At 65.6% G+C, this 18,457-nt stretch carries 15 protein-coding genes and 1 pseudogene; 5 read left to right on the top strand and 11 right to left on the bottom strand.

Annotated elements, in window-relative coordinates; all coding sequences use genetic code 11:
• Positions 1-121 precede the first annotated feature (121 nt).
• Both CA951_RS28730 and CA951_RS28725 read right to left on the bottom strand, forming a co-directional pair.
• Positions 122-547 carry a hypothetical protein gene (locus tag CA951_RS28730; protein WP_087560069.1) on the bottom strand — a complete coding sequence of 142 codons (426 nt, stop codon included), beginning with the start codon at positions 545-547 and terminating at the stop codon, positions 122-124.
• Positions 544-1,008, bottom strand: a complete 465-nt coding sequence (locus tag CA951_RS28725) for a GyrI-like domain-containing protein (RefSeq protein WP_087560068.1) — start codon at positions 1,006-1,008, stop codon at positions 544-546. The genes CA951_RS28730 and CA951_RS28725 overlap by 4 nt, the downstream gene beginning before the upstream one ends.
• A gap of 347 nt (positions 1,009-1,355) precedes the next feature.
• Between CA951_RS28725 and CA951_RS28720 the strand changes: the two genes are divergently transcribed.
• From CA951_RS28720 to CA951_RS28710, 3 genes and pseudogenes are all read left to right on the top strand, one after another.
• Entirely contained in the window at positions 1,356-2,615 is a 1,260-nt protein-coding gene (locus CA951_RS28720) for a class I SAM-dependent methyltransferase (RefSeq protein WP_087560067.1), read from the top strand.
• Positions 2,612-3,346 carry a glucose-1-phosphate cytidylyltransferase gene (locus CA951_RS28715; RefSeq protein WP_256974124.1) on the top strand — a complete coding sequence of 245 codons (735 nt, stop codon included), beginning with the start codon at positions 2,612-2,614 and terminating at the stop codon, positions 3,344-3,346. Before CA951_RS28720 ends, CA951_RS28715 begins: the two co-directional genes overlap by 4 nt.
• A pseudogene (locus tag CA951_RS28710) lies at positions 3,247-4,005 on the top strand (NAD-dependent epimerase/dehydratase family protein); the annotation flags it as partial. The gene CA951_RS28715 and the pseudogene CA951_RS28710, both read left to right, overlap by 100 nt.
• Before the next feature lie 19 nt (positions 4,006-4,024).
• On the opposite strand, the gene CA951_RS28705 reads toward CA951_RS28710, so the two are convergent.
• A complete protein-coding gene (locus CA951_RS28705) occupies positions 4,025-4,591 on the bottom strand; it encodes a dTDP-4-dehydrorhamnose 3,5-epimerase family protein (RefSeq protein WP_087560065.1) in 567 nt (188 codons plus the stop codon).
• Between the two features lie 62 nt (positions 4,592-4,653).
• Between CA951_RS28705 and CA951_RS28700 the strand changes: the two genes are divergently transcribed.
• The gene (locus CA951_RS28700) at positions 4,654-5,823 is read left to right on the top strand and encodes a transferase (RefSeq protein ID WP_179220336.1); all 1,170 of its coding nucleotides are present in this window, start codon (positions 4,654-4,656) and stop codon (positions 5,821-5,823) included.
• Here the strand turns inward: CA951_RS28700 and CA951_RS28695 are convergent.
• The 5 genes from CA951_RS28695 to CA951_RS28675 form a co-directional block, all read right to left on the bottom strand.
• Complete coding sequence (locus CA951_RS28695; protein WP_256974123.1) at positions 5,778-6,326, bottom strand: YdcF family protein; 549 nt, start codon at positions 6,324-6,326, stop codon at positions 5,778-5,780. The two genes, CA951_RS28700 and CA951_RS28695, sit on opposite strands and share 46 nt — an antisense overlap.
• On the bottom strand, positions 6,327-7,781 hold the full coding sequence (locus CA951_RS28690; protein ID WP_087560117.1) for an oligosaccharide flippase family protein: 1,455 nt from the start codon (positions 7,779-7,781) through the stop codon (positions 6,327-6,329).
• 128 nt (positions 7,782-7,909) lie between these two features.
• The gene (locus CA951_RS28685; RefSeq protein ID WP_087560064.1) at positions 7,910-8,938 is read right to left on the bottom strand and encodes a glycosyltransferase family A protein; all 1,029 of its coding nucleotides are present in this window, start codon (positions 8,936-8,938) and stop codon (positions 7,910-7,912) included.
• A 2-nt stretch (positions 8,939-8,940) separates the two neighbouring features.
• Positions 8,941-10,302, bottom strand: a complete 1,362-nt coding sequence (locus tag CA951_RS28680) for a nucleotide sugar dehydrogenase (RefSeq protein WP_218780524.1) — start codon at positions 10,300-10,302, stop codon at positions 8,941-8,943.
• Between the two features lie 36 nt (positions 10,303-10,338).
• A complete protein-coding gene (locus CA951_RS28675; RefSeq protein WP_256974122.1) occupies positions 10,339-12,492 on the bottom strand; it encodes an alginate lyase family protein in 2,154 nt (717 codons plus the stop codon).
• Positions 12,493-12,566: 74 nt separating this feature from the next.
• Here CA951_RS28675 and CA951_RS28670 point away from each other — a divergent pair, with 74 nt between their 5' ends.
• Positions 12,567-13,940 carry a putative glycoside hydrolase gene (locus CA951_RS28670; protein WP_087560062.1) on the top strand — a complete coding sequence of 458 codons (1,374 nt, stop codon included), beginning with the start codon at positions 12,567-12,569 and terminating at the stop codon, positions 13,938-13,940.
• 14 nt (positions 13,941-13,954) lie between these two features.
• Here the strand turns inward: CA951_RS28670 and CA951_RS28665 are convergent, their stop codons facing one another.
• From CA951_RS28665 to CA951_RS28655, 3 genes are read right to left on the bottom strand one after another with little or no spacing between them, the layout of a single operon-like run.
• On the bottom strand, positions 13,955-15,160 hold the full coding sequence (locus CA951_RS28665; RefSeq protein WP_087560061.1) for a glycosyltransferase family 4 protein: 1,206 nt from the start codon (positions 15,158-15,160) through the stop codon (positions 13,955-13,957).
• Positions 15,160-17,439: a glycosyltransferase gene (locus CA951_RS28660; RefSeq protein WP_087560060.1), complete on the bottom strand. Its 2,280-nt coding sequence runs from the start codon at positions 17,437-17,439 to the stop codon at positions 15,160-15,162. The genes CA951_RS28665 and CA951_RS28660 overlap by 1 nt, the downstream gene beginning before the upstream one ends.
• Complete coding sequence (locus tag CA951_RS28655) at positions 17,436-18,425, bottom strand: glycosyltransferase family 4 protein (RefSeq protein WP_256974121.1); 990 nt, start codon at positions 18,423-18,425, stop codon at positions 17,436-17,438. The genes CA951_RS28660 and CA951_RS28655 overlap by 4 nt, the downstream gene beginning before the upstream one ends.
• Positions 18,426-18,457: the final 32 nt, after the last annotated feature.

Here is an 18,457-nt window from a genome sequence, read left to right as displayed (position 1 = left end):
CACACGAACCCGGTCACAGCCCCGCGGCTACTTATTTTCCGCGTTTACACCGGATTTGTCACCTGAGATGCCAGAAATGCGCTCGAAAACAAACTTCAGGTCTGTAATTGCCGACCTGGAATTAAGCGAGGGAAATGAACAGCTCGACGTTGCTCGGAGCGCGGAAGACCTCGATCTCCTCCGCGTAGGCGCGCTCGATGCGCCCTTCCTTCTCCGCCAGCTCGGCCTGAATCCACACGTCCTCGATCGGGTCGGACGACCGCCCGTCGGGCGTGAACCTGGCGAAGTAGCCGGCCGGGACACGCACCAGCACGTCACCGACCGCGAGCCGACCGAGGTCGGTACACCGATATCCGATCACGGCGGTCCACCCCAGATCCGGGACCGCGACGTAGACGGTGATCAGCTCCGCGGTGCCGCGCTGCTGGATGCGCTCGCGGGTGAACTTCATCAGATCGGTCGAATGCGCCGTCGAACCGAGCTCCGTGCGCGGCAGAACGAGCCCCCCGAAGTCGGCGGACTCACGCTTGACGATCTCGAAACTCATTGCGGCCCCTGCATCGTGGCGGGTGGCACTATCGCCACATACAAATCGATCCCGAAGGCGTGCGGATAGAACTCGAAGTCGCCAGTGTACGACCGTTGAATCTGCCGCGATTCCTCCGCGTCACGAATCTGCCCCCAGAGCGCATCGAAGAGGTCAGGAAAGGTGCCGACCGAGGAGAACTTCGCATAGGTTCCCGCAGGAATCCGTGAGACCAGGTGCCCGCGCCCGACCTGATCGATCGACGTGCACTCGTAGCCCACGATTTGCGTGTAGTACGAATTGATCTCGGGAGCGTGGTCGACATAGGCAGACGCCAAAGGCTTGTCCACGTTCTGCGCCAGCAGGGTGGACCACGTCTTCTCGAGATCCTTGTCGCGCGCTTTCCCCAGCGCCCTCTTAGGGCTGCGGACGGCCAGTCCGGCGACCAGCGTCTCTTTGCGTTCGACTATGACGAACGGCATCGGGCACCCTCCGATGTCACCGGCACATTGGGCCTGCAATGGCAATTAATGTTCGCCCACCTTTAATTTGGAGGACGAGATATCACCATACCTCCTCCGAATCCCGCGGTCTGCGCCCTTAGTCGCGAAAACCTCTACGACTGAGAAATCGCTCATTTGACCGAGCCCCAACGAGTCGCCAAATAAAAGGACAGTATTCTCTAATTACGACCATTTACATACTTGAAGTTGGTTTAAAGCCTTGCAAGACGACTCCAAGTGTGGTTAATTGGACGGGTCGAGACTTTGGGTGTGACGCATCTGACACGCAGCGGCCTCCAAGTCTCGGTGACGAGGGGAGACTGCCCGTGCGCTGCCGACTGTGCGACTCCGATCGCTTGCGAAGCGTCCTGGATCTGGGAGCGACGCCGCCGTGCGAACTCTTCCTGACCGAACAAGGCCTGGACGCCCCCGAGACGAACTATCCGCTGCACCTACGCATCTGCGAGGACTGCCTGCTGCTTCAGATTCCGGCCCTGATCTCTCCGCAAGACACCTTCACCGACTACGCCTACTACTCGTCCTACTCGGATTCATGGGTCGAGCACGCCCGCCAATTCGTCCGCTCCTCGGTGTCACGACTGGGCCTCGACGCGGGATCGTTGATCGTCGAGGTCGCGAGCAACGACGGCTACCTGCTGCAGCACGCGGTCGACGCCGGGATCCGCTGCGTCGGAATCGAACCTTCGCACAACGTCGGTGCCGCCGCGCGCGAACGAGGAGTTCCCACTCTCACGGCATTTCTCGACGAGGAACTGGCCGCGCAGGTCCGCGCGGAGCATGGGCCGGCAGACCTCGTGGTTGCCAACAACGTGTACGCGCACATCCCCGACCTCCGCGGGTTCACGCGCGCTCTGCGTACCCTCGTCGCCGACGACGGCCGGCTGAGTATCGAGGTGCACCATGCCCTCAATCTGATCGTCCTCGCGCAATTCGACACGGTCTATCACGAACATTTCCAGTACTACACACTCCTCTCCGCGACGCGTGCGCTCGCCACGGCCGGCCTCTCGGTCGTCGACGTGGAACTACTGGAAACACACGGCGGCTCGATCCGAATCTGGGCGCGCCCCGACACTGCAGGCGCAGTGCCCACACAGCGTGTCGCCGACGTGTTGAAGCAGGAGGAAGAAGCCGGCCTGCACGACGCCGAAGGATACGGCCGCCTCGAACTGAAGGCCAGAGCCACCCGACAACAGTTACTCGGGTTCCTTCTCGCCTGCCGAGCCCAGAACAGGACCGTCGTCGGCTACGGCGCTCCCGGCAAGGGCAACACACTGCTGAATTATTGCGGAATCCGTCCCGACCTCCTCGAATACACGGTCGACCGGAATCCCTACAAGCATGGTCGTTTCACGCCGGGCACCCGGATTCCGATTCTCGACCCGAAGCAGATCGAGAAGGATCGCCCCGACGTCGTCCTCGCGCTGCCCTGGAATCTCGAAACAGAACTGACCGAACAGTTGCGATACATCACCGAGTGGGGCGGTGAGATCGTCTTCCCGCTCCCCTCCCTACACAGCGCGACCTTTCAACCCGACAGCGCGGCAAGGAGGCTCACGATATGAAGGTTGTCCTGTTCTGCGGCGGCTACGGCATGCGGATGCGTAACGACCGCAACGACGCCATCCCCAAGCCGATGCAGATGGTCGGCCCTCGGCCCCTGCTGTGGCACGTGATGCACTACTACGCCCATTTCGGGCACAAGGAGTTCATCCTCTGCCTCGGCTACGGCGCCGAGGCCATCAAGGAGTTCTTCCTCGACTACCGCGAAGCGGAGACCAACGACTTCGTTCTTCACGCCAACAAGATCGAGTTGTTGCATTCCGACATCAGCGACTGGTCCATCACGTTCGTCGACACGGGTCTGGAATCGGCGATCGGTGAACGACTGCGCCGCGTGCGGCAGCATCTGGACGGCGACGAGCATTTCCTCGCGAACTACGCGGACGTCCTGACCGACGCTCCCCTCGACGACGTGGTCGCGAAATTCCACGAATCCGGTGCCGCGGCGTCGATGCTCGTCGTCCCGCCGCAGTCCTCGTTCCACTGCGTGAATGTGGCCGACAACGGTGACGTCAAAGAGATCATTCCTGTCAGCCGGCTACCCGTCTGGGAGAACGGCGGGTATTTCGTCCTCAGCGACGAGATCTTCGAATTTCTCCCACCGGGTGGCGATCTGGTCGCGGATGTCTGCGAAACCTACGTCTCGCTCGACTTGCGAAAGATGCCGGAGTACAACGTTTCCTGTACGCATCGACGTGCTCTGTGTACGGCTCGGCAGGCGACGAACTCGTGACGGAGGACGCTCCTCTGCGCCCACTCACCCCGTACGCGGAGAGCAAGGTGCGCGTAGAGGAAGACGTGACGGCCATCGCCGACTCGGGGTTCTCGCCGGTCTTCCTGCGAAACGCTACCGCGTTCGGGTTCTCGCCCTGCCTTCGCGCCGACATCGTTCTCAACAACCTCGTCGGCGTCGCGATGCTCACCGGCACTGTGCGGGTGCTGTCGGACGGCACGCCATGGCGTCCGCTCGTACACGCCCGCGACATCGCCACTGCATTCTGCGCCGCACTCGTCGCGCCTGTGGACGCTGTTCACTGCCGCGCCTACAACGTGGGCACGGAGACCAACAACGTCACCGTGGCGCAGATCGCGGAAGCCGCGGCGGCGGCGGTGCCCGACTCGACGGTCGCGGTCACCGGCGAGACGGGACCGGATCCGCGGTCGTATCGAGTCGACTTCAGCGCGATCCGGACGGCGCTCGACGGATACACACCGCAGTGGACCGTCGCCGACGGCGCGGTCGAACTGTACGAGAATTACGTGCGGTGGGGGCTCACCGAGGAACTGTTCAACACCCGGTTCACCCGGTTGGCCCACTTGCAGAAGCTGCGGGCCTCGGGCGTGCTCGACGAGTCACTCCGGTTTCTCCGTGTCGGGGCCGGACATGGCTGACATCGGCATCTCGAGGTCGTCAGAGACACAGCAGCAAAGCCTCCCAGCTTCCCGCCGAGGCATCGCGTGGGCTCACAGCGGACACCGGGAGCGGCCACTCGATCCCCAGGCTGGGATCGTCGTAGGCCACTGCGAGATCTTCGGTGGGATCGTGGCCGCGGTCGATCCGGTAACAGACATCGCAGTCGGTGATTGCCTGAAACCCGTGAAGAAATCCCGGTGGTACGAACAGATGGGAGAAGCTGACGTCGTCGAGCCTGAACGCCTGCTTTCGGCCGAAGGTCGTCGACGCCCGCCGCACGTCCACGAGCACGTCGTATATCGCTCCCCGCGCGCAACGCACGAGCTTGGCCTCGCCATCTCCCGATCTGCAGTGCATGCCGCGGATCACGCCGCGCACCGATCGCGACTGCGAATCCTGTACGAAGTCCGCGGCACGGACCGGTCGACCCGAGGATGGCCGGCTAGCGACGGCGTCGTCGAAGATCTGCGCATCGAACGTCCGCGTGAAGAGTCCCCGCCCGTCCCGAAACGGCTCGGGAGTGAAGAGCAGGACATCGTCGAGTTCCGTGTTTTCCACGCGCACATCACCATCGTGCCGCATCGCCACGGGCGAGTCCGGCATTTCAGGAAGTCAGGGTGACCACAATGATCTGCCGCGGATGCGCCGGATCCGACACGGTGCGGGTGCTCGATCTCGGGTGCACTCCTGCTGCGGACCATTTCCCGCCGGAGTGGTCGGCGATCGACTCGTGCGAGTCGGCGCACCCGCTGGCAATGGAGTTGTGCCGACGGTGCGGCCTCGCGCAACTCGCAGAGGACGACACGACTCCCGAGGAGCCGCAAGGCGTCGAGCCGCTGGCGTTGCGGAAGCAGGCTGCCGACGCCGTTCGGACGGTCGCGATGTCGGGATTCCTCGACGGTGACACCGTACTCGAGTTCGGCAGCCCGCACGGCGGTAGCTGGCTCGGACTGCTCGCGTCGCGCGGTTTCTGCCCACCGCCCCCGGGGAGACCGGCATCGGTCGTCCTCGACTGCTTCGGCCTCATGCACGAACCCTGCCAGAGGTCGGCACTGCGGGAACGGGTGAACGCCACGGCGAGTGACGGTATCCTCCTGCTCCAGTTCCACTCTCTCGCGGCGATAGTCGCACACCGTCAGTGGAACGCGCTGCGGCACGGCCACTATGCGTACTACTCGTTGACCGCGCTGCAGCGGATGCTCACCGACGTGGGAATGAGCGTGTCGCACGCGTGGGAGTTCGACCTCTACGGCGGCACCGTCCTGATTGCCGCGCGGCACGGAGTCCGGTCGGACACATCGCACACCGTCCGCAGTATCCTTGCGGCTGAAAACGCCCTGGGGGTGTGCGAGCCGCGAACACTCCGGACCCTTCAGCAGGCTGCGGACGGTCACGCCGGTGCGCTGCATACCTGGCTCGCCACGATGACCGCTCGCGGACAACGGGTCTACGCATACGGCGCGGCGTCCCGGGCGGTGTCCCTGTTCAGCCGGGCGGGAGTCGACCATCGCGTGTTGTGCGCGGTAGCCGATGCGTCCCCCGCGAAACAGGGCCGCCGGATGCCCGGCACCGACATCCCGATCATCTCCCCCGCACAGCTGCTCGCAGACGACCCCGACGTGGTCCTGCTGACAATCGCCGACCTGCTTCCGGAGGTGCAGTCACAGCTTCCGGGTTTGGCCGGCAAATGGGTGGTGGACATTGCCGACGGGGACCGGCCGGACGCCGATCACGCGCTTGCTCATGGGGGTCAGCAACCTCGCTGGAACACGCTCCGCACGTACCCTGCCGTCTGATATCCGATCTGCCACACCCAATCGGCGGCAGAAATGTCCGCCGGACCTGCCGCCATCATCACGTCCCCGCCGAAGCAGCGCTGAATGCTGTAGCGCGCCCGTGACACGTGTGGTCGGAATGTGACGACGATGACGCTGTTCCACCCGCCGGCGGTCGCGAGATCGCGGAGTGCCCTCGCCTCCCCGGCAGTGGTCGCGGGGTCGGGGTCGAAGCAGACAACGGCAAACGCGAACCGTGCTCCGCAGAGTCGATCGAGCCACGCGTCGGATCCACCGCTGGGATCGGACAGCACCACCCGCCCGGCGAGGCCCTTGCGAGCGAGATCGAGTCCGTACGTATACCGCTCGTGGCCGGGGCCGCCGAGGACCAGAATTGCATCGGCTCGGTGAAGCTCGTCGAGCTGGGGCTCGACATATGTCGGCACACACGCTGCCGTCGCGGTGAGAACGGCCGCAACCACGCAGATGAACGTCCCGCGCAACCACCGAGCCGTCCTGCGCACCTAGCGTTCCCCTCCCACGGCTCGTATTGCGCGGCCACCGACCGAGCGGACGGCCTCCCGTATCTCCGCGAAGACGGATGGTGCGACCAGCCGCAGGGTCAGTAGGTAGGCGATCAGGAACGCCACACACTCCAGGGCTATCGCCGCGAGTCCCACCGCGATCGACCGCTGGTCCGAGTGCACCACGTACCGTTCGAGCGGCGCGATCATCGCGAACGCCGCGAGCGAGGCGACCACCGGTGGGGCCATCACCCGGGCTATCTCACCGCCCGATGCCCCGACCACCGAGCGTGCGAGGCCGAGCCCCGTGATCCCCACGACGATCGCCGCCCCCGAAACCGCGAGACCGACCCCGGCGAGCCCGAGAGGTAGCAACAGCAGCAGCAACGGGACCCCGGTCAGCAAGCCCGCTGCGGTCATCCAATTCATACGGCTGGATCGGCCGGCGCCCTTCATCGCCTCCGAACTCACCGAGTTCATCGCCACGCCGAGTCCGAAGCCCGACATCGATGCCACCGCCACTCCGGCGCCGCGCCAGGGCTCGCCGAGCAGCACCACGACGGCGGGCTCACCGACGGCGACCATCAGTGCCCCGGCCGGCATTGCCACCCGCCAGATCCAGCTCAGCGCACGCAGGAAGGCGTCCTTGAACCGCTTCGAGTCGGCCGAGATACGAGCGAAAGCGGGAAACAGCACGTACGAGCAGACCTGGACGATGGCCATGCCGGGCAGCAACGCGATCCTGCGGCCGTAGCGGTAGTTTCCGAGCGCAGCCTCGCTCAACCCGCGACCGATGATCGTCAACTCGACGACCTCCTGAGCCCTGGCGGCCGCGCCGTCCAGCAACAGCGGAAAGGAGAAGACCGCCATCTCACGCCAGATCCGAATCGAGAACCGCCCACCGAAGGGATGCCATCCGGACAGCCACCAACTCGCGACTATCCACACGAGCATCGACGAATACGAGCCGATCACCAGGGCCCAGACGCCCCACCCCAGGGCGGCGAAAACTATGGAACCCACCGCGAAGGTGATCCCGACAGCGGGATCCACGATGATCCGGCGCTTGAACTGGAAACGGCGTTGCATCAGGGCATCCGGGACGGATGTGATCGCGATCAGCAACATCGACCCCGACATGGCAGCGGCCACCGTCCCGACCGTCTGGCTGTTGAATATGCGTCCGATCAATGGAGACGCCGCCAGCATGACCAGGCTCATGAGGATCCCCGTGCCCAGCGTCACCCAGAACACCGTCGTGGCCGCATTTTCGACGTCGTGCTCGCGCTGAACGAGTGCCTGTGCCAACGTGCCGTGGGTGACGACCACCAGAAAGGTGGTCATCACCGTGCCCGCCGCGAACACGCCGACGATCTCGGGGCTCAGCAAGCGCGCCAGCACCAACGTCTGCACGAACGTCACACTCTGCACGATCAGCAGGCCTGCCGCTGCCATCGCCGCTCCGCGGCGAAGCTTCCCGCTCAGTGTGCCGACCGGGCCGGTCTCGGGTGCCGGTACAGATCCCGAGTCATCGCGCTCGGGGGTGCGCCCGGGTGTCGACGAACCCACTGCGCCGCCCTCGTTCACGGCGGACTCACGGACTCGCTACGCCGACCGATCGCGTGTCCGAGAGCAGCGGCGGCCCATTGCTTGAGCGGATGCAGCCTGCGCATCGTCTGGGGAAAGAGGGACACCGAGCAGGCCACCAGGGCCGCGCGGAGCGTGTGCCGCTGCGCGAACGCCGCTTTCACCTCGGCACGCGCCACAGCCGGGTTCCCTTCGAGTAGCGACCGTCGGGCCCGCCGCATCGCCTGGTGGTACCGCAACCGCTGCAAGTTCGTCCGTAGCGCGTCCAGGTCCTCTGCCCGGGTCGCGGAATGCACCACCGTCTGGAACGACCGTTGAATACGCCACTCGAACGCCTCGATCCCGGCGGGGTCGCGCGATACGGAGTCCTTCCGGATGCGGCAACGCGCGAGGCGTTCGGGGAGCATTCGCACGTCGAATCCGGAATCGACGAGCCTCAGCCACATGACCACGTCCGCTTCGACTTCCTCGGATGTGTGCTCGTACCCACCCACAGCGCTCCACGCCTCGCGCCGAACCGCGCCCGTGTAATAGGGGATGTACCCTGCGAGCATCTCGGTCAGTGTCAGAGGGTGCCCTGGGTGCGGTCGTGCCCGGAAGCCGATAGAGCGTAGGTATCCCTTGTGTGTGCCACCGTGATCGTCGAACAGGAAGGCGTCACAGCCCACCGCGTCGACGCCCCGGTCGGCGGCGAGCACCGCCCCCGTGCGCGCACAGAAGTCCGGCATCAGTAGGTCGTCACTGTCGAGCACGCAGAGGTACAGTCCGCGCGCGAGCGCGGCCGCAGCCGTCACACCTCCCTCGTATCCGCGATTCTCCTGTCGTACCAGTCTGATTCGGCTGTCGGATGCGTAGGACTGGACTATCGCCGCGATCTCGTCTGAGCGTCCGTTGTCGACGACGATCAACTCCCAGTCGGTACGGGTCTGGCCGCAAACCGACTCGATCGTCTGCACCAGGTACTGCTCGGTCCGGTAGGCGGTGGTCAGAAAGCTGAATACAGGAAGGGGCCGCGACACGCTCACCGCTACCACCCCAGACCCACGTAACCTTCGCACCGGCGCCGCTCCTCGGCGCCCGGGAGCCTGACGAGGTCGACAACCGTGTGTTGCGCGCCCGCCCGGTTGACCGCCGCCACCACCGCGGGCTCCCTGGACCCGGCGATGAGCACCTCCGCGTGGTCGAGAACTGCGTCGACGTCATCGGTGAGTACCTGACCGATGTGCGGCAACAGTTCCTCGATGAATTCGCGGTTCGCGCCCAACAGCCTGGACAGTGCGACATTGGCATCGCAGATCTTGACGTCGTAGCCCTTGCCGATGAGTCTCTCGGCCAGTTCGACCATCGGGCTCTCCCGCAGATCATCCGTGCCGGGCTTGAACGACAGACCGAAGATGCCGATCCTGCGCTTACCCAACGCGATCACCTGGTCCACTGCGCGCCGCAGGTGCATCTCGTTCGACACCAGCACGTTCGCCAGCACCGGCACTTCGACGTCATGGACTCGAGCGGTATGCATCAGCGCGCGCACGTCCTTCGGCAGACACGACCCGCCGAACGCGAATCCCGGACGCAGATAAGCGGCACTGAGATTCAGTTTCGTGTCGGCGAGGAAGATGTCCATCACAGCGTGTGAATCGAGTCCCAGAGACGCGCAGATGGCGCCGATCTCGTTGCCGAACCCCACTTTCAGGGCATGGAAACTGTTGTCGACGTACTTGACCATCTCGGCGACCGGGATCGGAACGCGGAACCGCGGTCCACCGAGCCCATCGTACAGGCCCATGACCTGCCGCCCACTGCGTTCGTCGCTTTCCCCGACCACCGTCTTGGGCGGATTGAGGAAGTCGCGCACGCTGCTGCCTTCGCGCAGGAATTCGGGGTTGACGCAGACGCCGAAGTCGACTCCCACCCGCTTGCCCGATGCGCGTTCCAGGCGCGGGACGAGTATCTCCTCGCAGGTACCCGGAACCATCGTGCTGCGGTAGACGACGACATGGAAACTGTCCTTGGTGGCCAGGGCAGCACCGATCTCGTCGGTCGCACGTTCGAGATAGCGGGTGGCCAGCCCTCCCCCCGGCGCGGACGGGGTGCCGACACAGACCATCGTGACGTCGCTCTCGAGGACGGCGCGGGCGGGGTCGTCACTGACGGTGAGCAAGCCCGATTCCACGACCTCGGCGATCAGCTGGCCGATCCGCTCTTCGAAGACCGGGGTCTGACCTCGGCGCAGGAATTCGATCTTCGAGGAATTGACGTCGACCCCGACCACGGGGAAACCCCGGGATGCCAGGCATGCCGCGGAAACACACCCGACATAGCCCAGCCCGAAGACACTCAGGGCCATCCGCCGCTCGGATGGGCGTACGTACAATTCGGTCGCGCTCATGTCAACCGCCAACACCAGTAGGGGTCTCAAGGTTTGCTAGTAAAGCACATTCCATACTACGTCCCTGTTTTTGACTGTGGTTCCAATCGCGTAGTTGATTTTGACTCGATTGACCGCATTTCTCTCTCGCCATCTCACGGTGAGGGACCCATCACGAACAGCAAGGGTGAGGCCTTCGGCCCACGCGCCGCGCTCGTCCATCGGGTTGAGCACCGTAGCGATCACAACCGGCACGTCGCCCGTGCAGCACCCGCCGACCACCCATGACGGCTCTCTCGACTCCAGCCGGCGCGACCACCACCCGAGGCCGTCCTGGGTGTCGCCTCGCACCTCGTGCGGAATCAGCTCAGTGCTGGCGGCGTGGACCAGCTGGAGAATCGGTGCCCCACCGCGGCTGGCCAGGTGACCCCCCTCGACCGGTGTCACGTCCAGCGACGGCGACAGCGGCCACGACGTGCGCACCTCGTGGCGGCCTCGGCCTGCAATGAGGTCGACGACGAGGACGCTGCCGCGATCCGGCGGCGCGATGAGCCACCTCCGATGCACCACCGGCTTCGAGAGCCTCCCGTAGCCGCTGTGTTCGGCATCGACGACACCGCGCTCGAGGTCGACCGACCGCACCCGTACGCGGGCGTGCTCCGTCCACAGAAACGGCCCGCCGACGACCGATTGGTCCAGGCCGTCGACACACACCGTCGCGTGAGCGCGAGTGCCCCGATGAGCAGCGCGCCAGTCCGGGTGCCTGTAGTAGCTGCCGGTGCCGGGATCGCCTATCACGTCCTCACCGTCGATGCTCACCGTCACCGCGAGGGCGTCGGCGTGCCCGTGCGCAGCGAGCGAGAGGTATCCGAGCGGGCCGACGTCCATGGTCAGGCGCCGAGCGCCGGCGCGCAGCACCACCAGACCGCCGTCCGGAGCGAAGAAGCTGCGAGGACCGGTTTCCGAGAGGGCCTCAGATCCGGAAACTTGTTCTGTGCGAGCGTAGTTCATCCAGGCCGCCGACAGCGTCGTCCTGCCCACCCGACGTGCCGCCGCGTTGCGGGTCACCGCGGCGACCGTGCCGAGATGATCTCGAACCGTGCGCACCGGCTCGGCGCCGAGCCGGAGCGCGAAGCCCTCGTCGTCATCTCCGTAGCGTGGCGCCGGGTCACGATCACCGACGACTGCTGCGATGAAGTCTGCGCTCCTGTCGACGGCAGCGATCAACTCCTGTGGTGGTCGACCGTCACGAAGCGTCAGCAACGCGGCCACGGTGAGCAGCAGTTCCGACGTGAAGATCTGGTATCCCACCGACTGCTCGGCGCCTGCGCCGTCGGGCAAGATCTGCCGTGCCGCCTCGGCGGACAACACACGGATTGCGTCCTTCTCCCAGGACTCGGCGCGGGCCAGTTCCGGCAGAAGAATTGCCACTGTGGCAACGCCGGCCATTTCCCCGACGAGGTGGTTGTTGGCCGAGCTGAACTGCGAACGCTCGTCCCAGCAGCGACGGGCAGACTCGGCGAGCAGACGGACGACAGCCCGAAATCTCGCGGTCGTCAACCCCGGCGAATCCCGCAGCCCCTGGAGTGCCACCGCGACCGAGATCGAGCGCACGCCCGCCTCGAAGGCACCACGCCATCCGATGCCGAGGCCCGGTGGATTCTGTTCGATCCACGAGTCGAGTTGACGAAACGCCGCGTCACTGAATCGCTCCTCACCGGTGAACAACCATGCCTCGGCGAGCCAGGGCAGATGCTGGAGTCGATTGAGCTCCCAGATCCACTTCGGATCGCCGTCCGCCGTGCGGTGGTTGATTCGGGATGCGGGCACGGCGGGCCAGCTCACTTTCGAAAGCGGGTCGTAATGCCAGTCGATCGGCTCCGGCAGCGTCACTTCGGGGTGACCGAAGTACGAAAATCGCCCGCAGCCCACACGCTCGGCGGCCGCGATCACCTGCCCGACCGCGGCCGGATGTGTACGGGTGATCTCGGCGGCCCGGCCGCGGTCCAGAAGTGCCGGCCGGCCGGCGCATTCCCGGAATCTCGCCAATGCGGCGTCCCAGTCCGGTTCCGACCCCAGCAACTCGGGGTCACCGGTCTCGTCGCGCCCGCTGAGCGGAAGCAGGCTCCGACCGGCCCGACTCGCGCGCCACGCCACCTCGCGCGGTCCCATCGTCTGCAATCGGCGCACGCGCCAGAGGAGTTGACTCACGGCGTCCTCCTTGCGAATACGGGAACCTCGTGCGGCAGGTGACAAGGTGCCGTCGGGCGTGTCAAGCTGACTCGGTGTCCGGCATTCTCGCTTTCCGGCGTTTCGGCCGCTTCCGGTTCGCCCTGACGGTGGTCATTACAGCCGTCGGACTGATCGTCGCGTGCTCTACGCCCGTGGAAGAACCTCGCGCGCCGGCGCCCGCGCCCAGCGATCCGCACTCCCTGACGTTCCCCAGGACTGCAACGTATTTCCTGAATCAGCAGGAACTTCCGCCCGTCGAGGAGCTCGCTCGATACGACGTGGTAGTCATCGACAACGAGTGGGCGAACCGGGAGCCGCGCGAGTACTTCGACGAACTCCGTCACGCGAACCCACGCCTCCGGTTGCTCGCCTACGTGAATGTGGTCGACCATCCCGATCAACTCGGCACGGAGGCGTATTGGGCCAACCGATACGCGCTGTGGCAGTTCGACCAGAACGGCGAAAGCGCATTCCCGGAACCATGGCTGGCGCACACAGCGGATGGCGCGCCGGTCAGCGAGTGGCCGAAGTCGACGATGACCAACCTCACGGACCAGGCGCCACGGATCGACGACCAGGTCTTTGCCGAGTACGCCGCGAACTGGGTGGTGGACGACGTCTGGTCCGCAGGGGTGTGGGACGGCATCTTCCTCGACGTCTGGGGCGACCGGATCTACAGTGCGGACCGAGACCGTTGGGACATCGATTCCGATGGAACCAACGAACCGGACGATGCGATCTACGGGTTCGGAAACCCCTGGGAGCGCGGCGTGAACCTGGCCGAACAGATCATCCGGCAACGAATTCCGGACGCCATCCTGGTCGCGAATGGAGACCGGACCCTGCTGGCGCAACAACTCGACGGCCGGGCGTGGGAGAAATTCGCAGACCCGAGCGCCGACCGGAATCCTATGTTCGACATCGAGCAGTATGTCAGTCTGACCGCCGAGGGGGACCACCGTCTGCCCGGCCTGGCGATGACGATCGACAGGCTCGGTCCCGCACCGCATTCGGCACCGGACTTCCAGCGTGCCCGATATTTCCTGGCGGCGACGTTGCTCCAGGACGGATTCTGGGCCCCGATGGGCGCCGACTACGACGAGCCGGCCTACTTCGACGAGATGGACGGTGGCGGACTCGGCCCCGGTTACCTCGGGCACCCCCTGGTGGCCAACCCGTCGCCGGCCGCCCTCAACGATCCGTACGCGGACGGGGTCGGGTCGCTTGGCCACGGCCTCTTCCGTCGCGACTTCGAGCACGGCATCGTCCTGCTGAATACCGACGACAAACCGCGAGAAGTGCAGCTCGAGACTCCCTTTCGGCGACTTCACGGCACCCTGGATCCGAACACCAACAACGGGGCCACAGTGACGTCGGTGACCCTCCAGCCGAGCGACGGTCTCGTGCTCTCGCGCGAGAACCCGTAGCCGCATCCGGTCTCTCATCGCATCACTCCCTCGACCGCGAAGAGCCGCGCGTAGAAGTCGGTGAGCGCCCGGCGCGACGTATCCCACGACAGCTGCTGCTCCACCCGAGCCCGGCCGAGTTCGCCCATCCTCCGACGTTTCCGGGGGTCCCGCAACAGCTCGTCGATCCCAGCCGCGAAGGCCGATTCGTCATTGGCCGGGGCGTAGACAGCGGATTCCCCCGCCGATACTCGCGACTCGACGAGTTCGAACGAGACGAGTGGCCGCCCCATCGCCATGTACTCGACGACCTTGTTCATCGTCGACACATCGTTCAACGGGTTTCGTGGGTCAGGCGCAAGACAGACGTCGGCGGTCGACAGACACCGCTGCACGAACTCGTCGGGGACCCGGCCGGTGAATTCGACCGTGTCCGTGAGCCCGAGCTTCTCGCTGAGGGCGACCATGTTGTCGAAGGCGTCCCCCGCGCCCATGAAGATGCAGTGGAGGTCGTCACGGCCGATGCCGTCCCGCAGGTGAGCGAGGGCGCGCAACGCATAGTCGACGCCGTCCTGCGGGCCCATCACCCCCAGGTATGCCGCGAGATACCGCTTGCCCCGCCTCAGGCTCGGATCGGGGGCTCGGCGGACGAATCGACTCAGATCGGGCGCACTCCGGACGACGGTGACCCGCTCCGGCGCCAGATGACCGCGCTCGAGTGCAACCCGCCGATAGCTCTCGTTCGTCGAGATGACGGCGTCGGAGGTGGCCAGTGTGAGCCGTTCCAGGAGTCGGGTCGCCCAGTAGAGCATCGCGCCGCCTCGGGGAAACCGGGACAGGAAGAGTTCGGGCACGAGATCGTGGTGGTCGAACACGAACTTGGCACCGACCGGGCGAAGCAGCGCAGCGACGAGGAACAGCAGATCGGGCGGATTGCAGGCATGGACGGCATCGACCCGATCTTCACGGCGCACCCGAAGCGCGAGCCGCGTGGTGTGCCACAACGCCAGCCCGTACTCCCGCAGATAGCCCAACGGCCCACCTTCCGCGGCGCGCAGGGGATAGCGGAGAATACGGACCCCGTCGATCGTGACGTCCGGCTCCCTGTCCTGGGTGGTCCCCATCGGGCAGATCACTGTGACGCGATAGCCGGCCTCCACCAACGCAGTGCTCTCCTGCCACACCCGGCGGTCGAACGGTACCGAAAGATTCTCTACCAGAATCAGAATGTGCCGACTCATCACACCTCCACAACTTCGGTGAGCAGACGCTCGAATCCTCGCGCCGTGTCTTCGATCCGGTACTGCTGTTCCGCCCGTGCACGCCCCGACCGCCCCTGCCGAGTGCGCAGCCCCGGGTCCGCGGCCAGAGCGAGGAGGCGCTGCGCCATCGCACGCGCATCTCCGACCGGCACCACGTAGCCCTGTTCACCATCGGTGACCATGTCTCGCAGGCAACCGCAGTCGGTGACCACGAGCGGCACGCCCGCGGCCATGGACTCGATCGCGATGATCGGCACTCCCTCGTGCACCGACGACAGACAGGACACGTCGAGGCCCGGCAGGAGTTGTTGCACGTCCCGTCGCACGCCCATGAAGCGTGTACGATCGGCAATCCCGAGTTCATCCGCAAGAGTGCGTAATTCAGCCTCACGTTCTCCACCACCGATCACGACCAGCCGCACCCGCACACCAGACTTCGCCACGGAAGAAACCGCTTCGAAGAGCATCTGGTGCGCCTTCTGATCGCTGAGCCGACCGACGATACCGACGACGAAGTCCCGCGGGTCGAGACCCAACGCGGCCCTGGCAAGCTCGGTGTCGGTGTTTCGCGGCAACGGAGGCAGCACGATCCCGTTCGGAATCACCACCTCGCGTGTGCGTCGCCAGGCGAAGCGCCCAACCCCCTCTTCCCGGCGTAGGTACTCGCCTTGTCGAGCGGCGAGCAGGACGAGCGCGTCGGACAGCCACAGCGTTTCCACGGTGGAGCGCGGCAGGCAGCGCTTTCCGACCGACGTCAGGTCCATGTCGTGGGCGGCGACGATGTTGGCACGCGCTCCCGCCAGCCTTGCCGCAATTCGCCCCAGCGCCAGTGCCGCTCGATGATGATGAGTGACCAGCACCACGTCCGTGCGATCGCGTCGCAAGCTGCGGACCAACCGTGGCAGGGTTCGAACGTCGTAGCGGCCCGTACGCCCCAGCACTTCGACGTCGAATCCGGCCCTGCGGAATTCGTCGCCGAGGGGCCCGGCCTCGCGCAGGCAGATCAGACGCGGTCGGACGATCCGCGGATCGAAGTTCCGGAACAGTTCCAGCATCAGGAGTTCGACACCCCCGACGAACGTCAAGTCCAACACCAGACTGAGCCGGATCGGCCCCGTCGAACGAGGTGGGAGTCGCCCCGCCACCTCCTCGAGCGCGAGTTCGCTCTCGGCGACGCTTGTGCGCAGGCTGAACTCGGACTCGACTCGCGTCCGCGCCGCGAGGCCCATTTCCCGGGATTTCTCGGGATCCGACAGCACTCGTAGCAGCTTCTCGGCGAGCGCACGCGGCGAACGCGGGGGCACGAGGAATCCGGTCGCACCCTCCGTGATCATCTCCGGCACTCCGCCCACCGCGGTACAGACCGCCGGCCGACCCGCGGCCATTGCCTCGAGCAGCGCCATCGGAAAACATTCCACGCTGTACGAGCTCAGGACGAAGACGTCCATCCCTCCGAGCACATCTTTCACATCGCGGCGAGAGCCGGTGAAGACCACATGATCGGCGATTCCCAGCTCACTGGCCAGCTGTTCCAGCTCCCCTCGCATCGGCCCATCTCCGACTACCAGGAACTTCGCGGCCGGGAGCTCGTCGACGACCAACCGTGCCGCGTGCAGCAGCGTGGCGTGGTCCTTCTCGGGCCGCAACGCGGCAAGAATCCCCACCACTCGGTCGAGCGGCCCGATCCCGAACTCCGCGACAGCCGCCCGATCTCCACTCGGATCGAACGCTGCAGGATCCACCCCGTTGTGGATTATTCGGATCTTGTCCGGCGGGATGTGTAAATCGCCTACCAGATAAGGAACTTGCGCCTTCGCCACACCGAAATACGCGCTCGTGACCGGGCCGAGTGCGCGGTCGGCGATCCGCCGAAGGACACTCCTCGTGGTGGTCTCACCGCAGTTGTGAACCCAGACGACCGTCCGTGGAACTCGGGCCAGGACAGCCGCGACACGGCCGAGAGTCTCGGCGTTGAAGCCGCGCACGATCATGATGTCCGGGGAAATCCTGCGCGTCTCACGCACGAGGTCCCAGAGGGCACCGACCGCCTGCAACTTCGTTCGTCCCAACGCCAGGGCGGGAACATCACCGGCCGTCAGGGCCGGATACAGTTCGCCCTCGCTTCCGATGCAGATGACGCTGGGTTCGAACCGTTCTCGGTCCAGTCGGGGGAACAGCGTTGCAGCGTGCCGCTCCGCCCCGCCGACGCGGAGGTCGGGCACCACATGTAACACTCGCAGTGGGCGATCGGCCGTCATCGCCGCACCTCCCGGTAGAGGGCATCGAAACGGCGCCAGACGACGTCGACGTCGAATTCGGCCCGGATGCGCTGCAAGGCCTGGGCTCCGATGCGGATGCGGGCATCGTCGTCGTAGACCACGTGACGCAAGGCTCGCGCGAGCGCATCCACGTCGTCGACCGGAACCAGCACCCCACAACGGTCGTCGATCAGTTCGGGGATGCCCCCCACGTCGCTGGCGACAACGCACAGGCCGTGGGCCATCGCCTCGAGTATCGCCATCGGCTGGCCCTCGTTGCGCGAAGGCAGCGCCAGTACGTGGGAGCTCGCCAACAGTTCGGGCACCCGATCCGGATCGAGCCATCCGAGCACCGTGACGGTGGATCCCACCGACAGCTCATCGACCCTGTCTCGCGCGCGCTGTACTTCGCCGTCACCGGCGATCGTCAGTCGAGCACGCTCGCCTCCGTCGCCGACCATCTTCGCCCACGCGTCGAGCAACGTGAAGGTCCCCTTGCGTTCGCCGATGCAGCCGAGGAACAGCACGTTCACCGGTTCACTTCCGGACGGCTGCCGTACCGGACGGCAAGGCCGAACTGCATTGGGAACAGAGACGATCCGTGCCTGTGGCGCAATCCGCTCGAGGCGCTCCGCCCAGCAGCCGCCGAGCGCCACCACCACGTCCGCACCGGTGAGGGTGGCGCGGATGATCGTCTGCAATGGGCGCGGCGATCTGCTGTAGAACTGATGGAAGTCGGAACCGTGCACGTGCATCACGATCGGCACCCGGAAGAGTCGACAGATCCAGGCAAGGATCGCCTTCCGAACGAAGCTGCCGGCGACGGAGGTATGAAGATGGACCACATCCGGCCGGTCGAGAACCAGAGCAGCGACGAACGCACCCAGCCCTGCCGCGAACACCACGATTCTCGTCGCGACCGTCCCGTTCCGGTGAGTGCTGACATGGCGAACGTTCCACGCTTCCCACAGCGGAGTGCCTTGCATCGTTCGGACAAAACTTGCCACACCGCCCCGGG

The sequence above is a fragment of the Rhodococcus sp. NCIMB 12038 genome, from assembly GCF_002165735.1.
Lineage (GTDB): Bacteria > Actinomycetota > Actinomycetes > Mycobacteriales > Mycobacteriaceae > Rhodococcus_F.
The sequence above is the reverse complement of the archived record's forward strand: the minus strand, read 5'-3'. Positions and strand labels throughout refer to the sequence as shown.

Bases quoted from the DNA above. Each gene is read 5' to 3' on its own strand.
- CA951_RS28655 (WP_256974121.1), bottom strand. From the start codon at position 18,425: ATGCAAGGCACTCCGCTGTGGGAAGCGTGGAACGTTCGCCATGTCAGC.
- CA951_RS28715 (WP_256974124.1), top strand. From the start codon at position 2,612: ATGAAGGTTGTCCTGTTCTGCGGCGGCTACGGCATGCGGATGCGTAAC.
- CA951_RS28730 (WP_087560069.1), bottom strand. From the start codon at position 547: ATGAGTTTCGAGATCGTCAAGCGTGAGTCCGCCGACTTCGGGGGGCTC.
- CA951_RS28725 (WP_087560068.1), bottom strand. From the start codon at position 1,008: ATGCCGTTCGTCATAGTCGAACGCAAAGAGACGCTGGTCGCCGGACTG.
- CA951_RS28690 (WP_087560117.1), bottom strand. From the start codon at position 7,781: ATGGCAGCGGCAGGCCTGCTGATCGTGCAGAGTGTGACGTTCGTGCAG.
- CA951_RS28700 (WP_179220336.1), top strand. From the start codon at position 4,654: ATGATCTGCCGCGGATGCGCCGGATCCGACACGGTGCGGGTGCTCGAT.
- CA951_RS28660 (WP_087560060.1), bottom strand. From the start codon at position 17,439: ATGACGGCCGATCGCCCACTGCGAGTGTTACATGTGGTGCCCGACCTC.
- CA951_RS28680 (WP_218780524.1), bottom strand. From the start codon at position 10,302: ATGAGCGCGACCGAATTGTACGTACGCCCATCCGAGCGGCGGATGGCC.
- CA951_RS28665 (WP_087560061.1), bottom strand. From the start codon at position 15,160: ATGAGTCGGCACATTCTGATTCTGGTAGAGAATCTTTCGGTACCGTTC.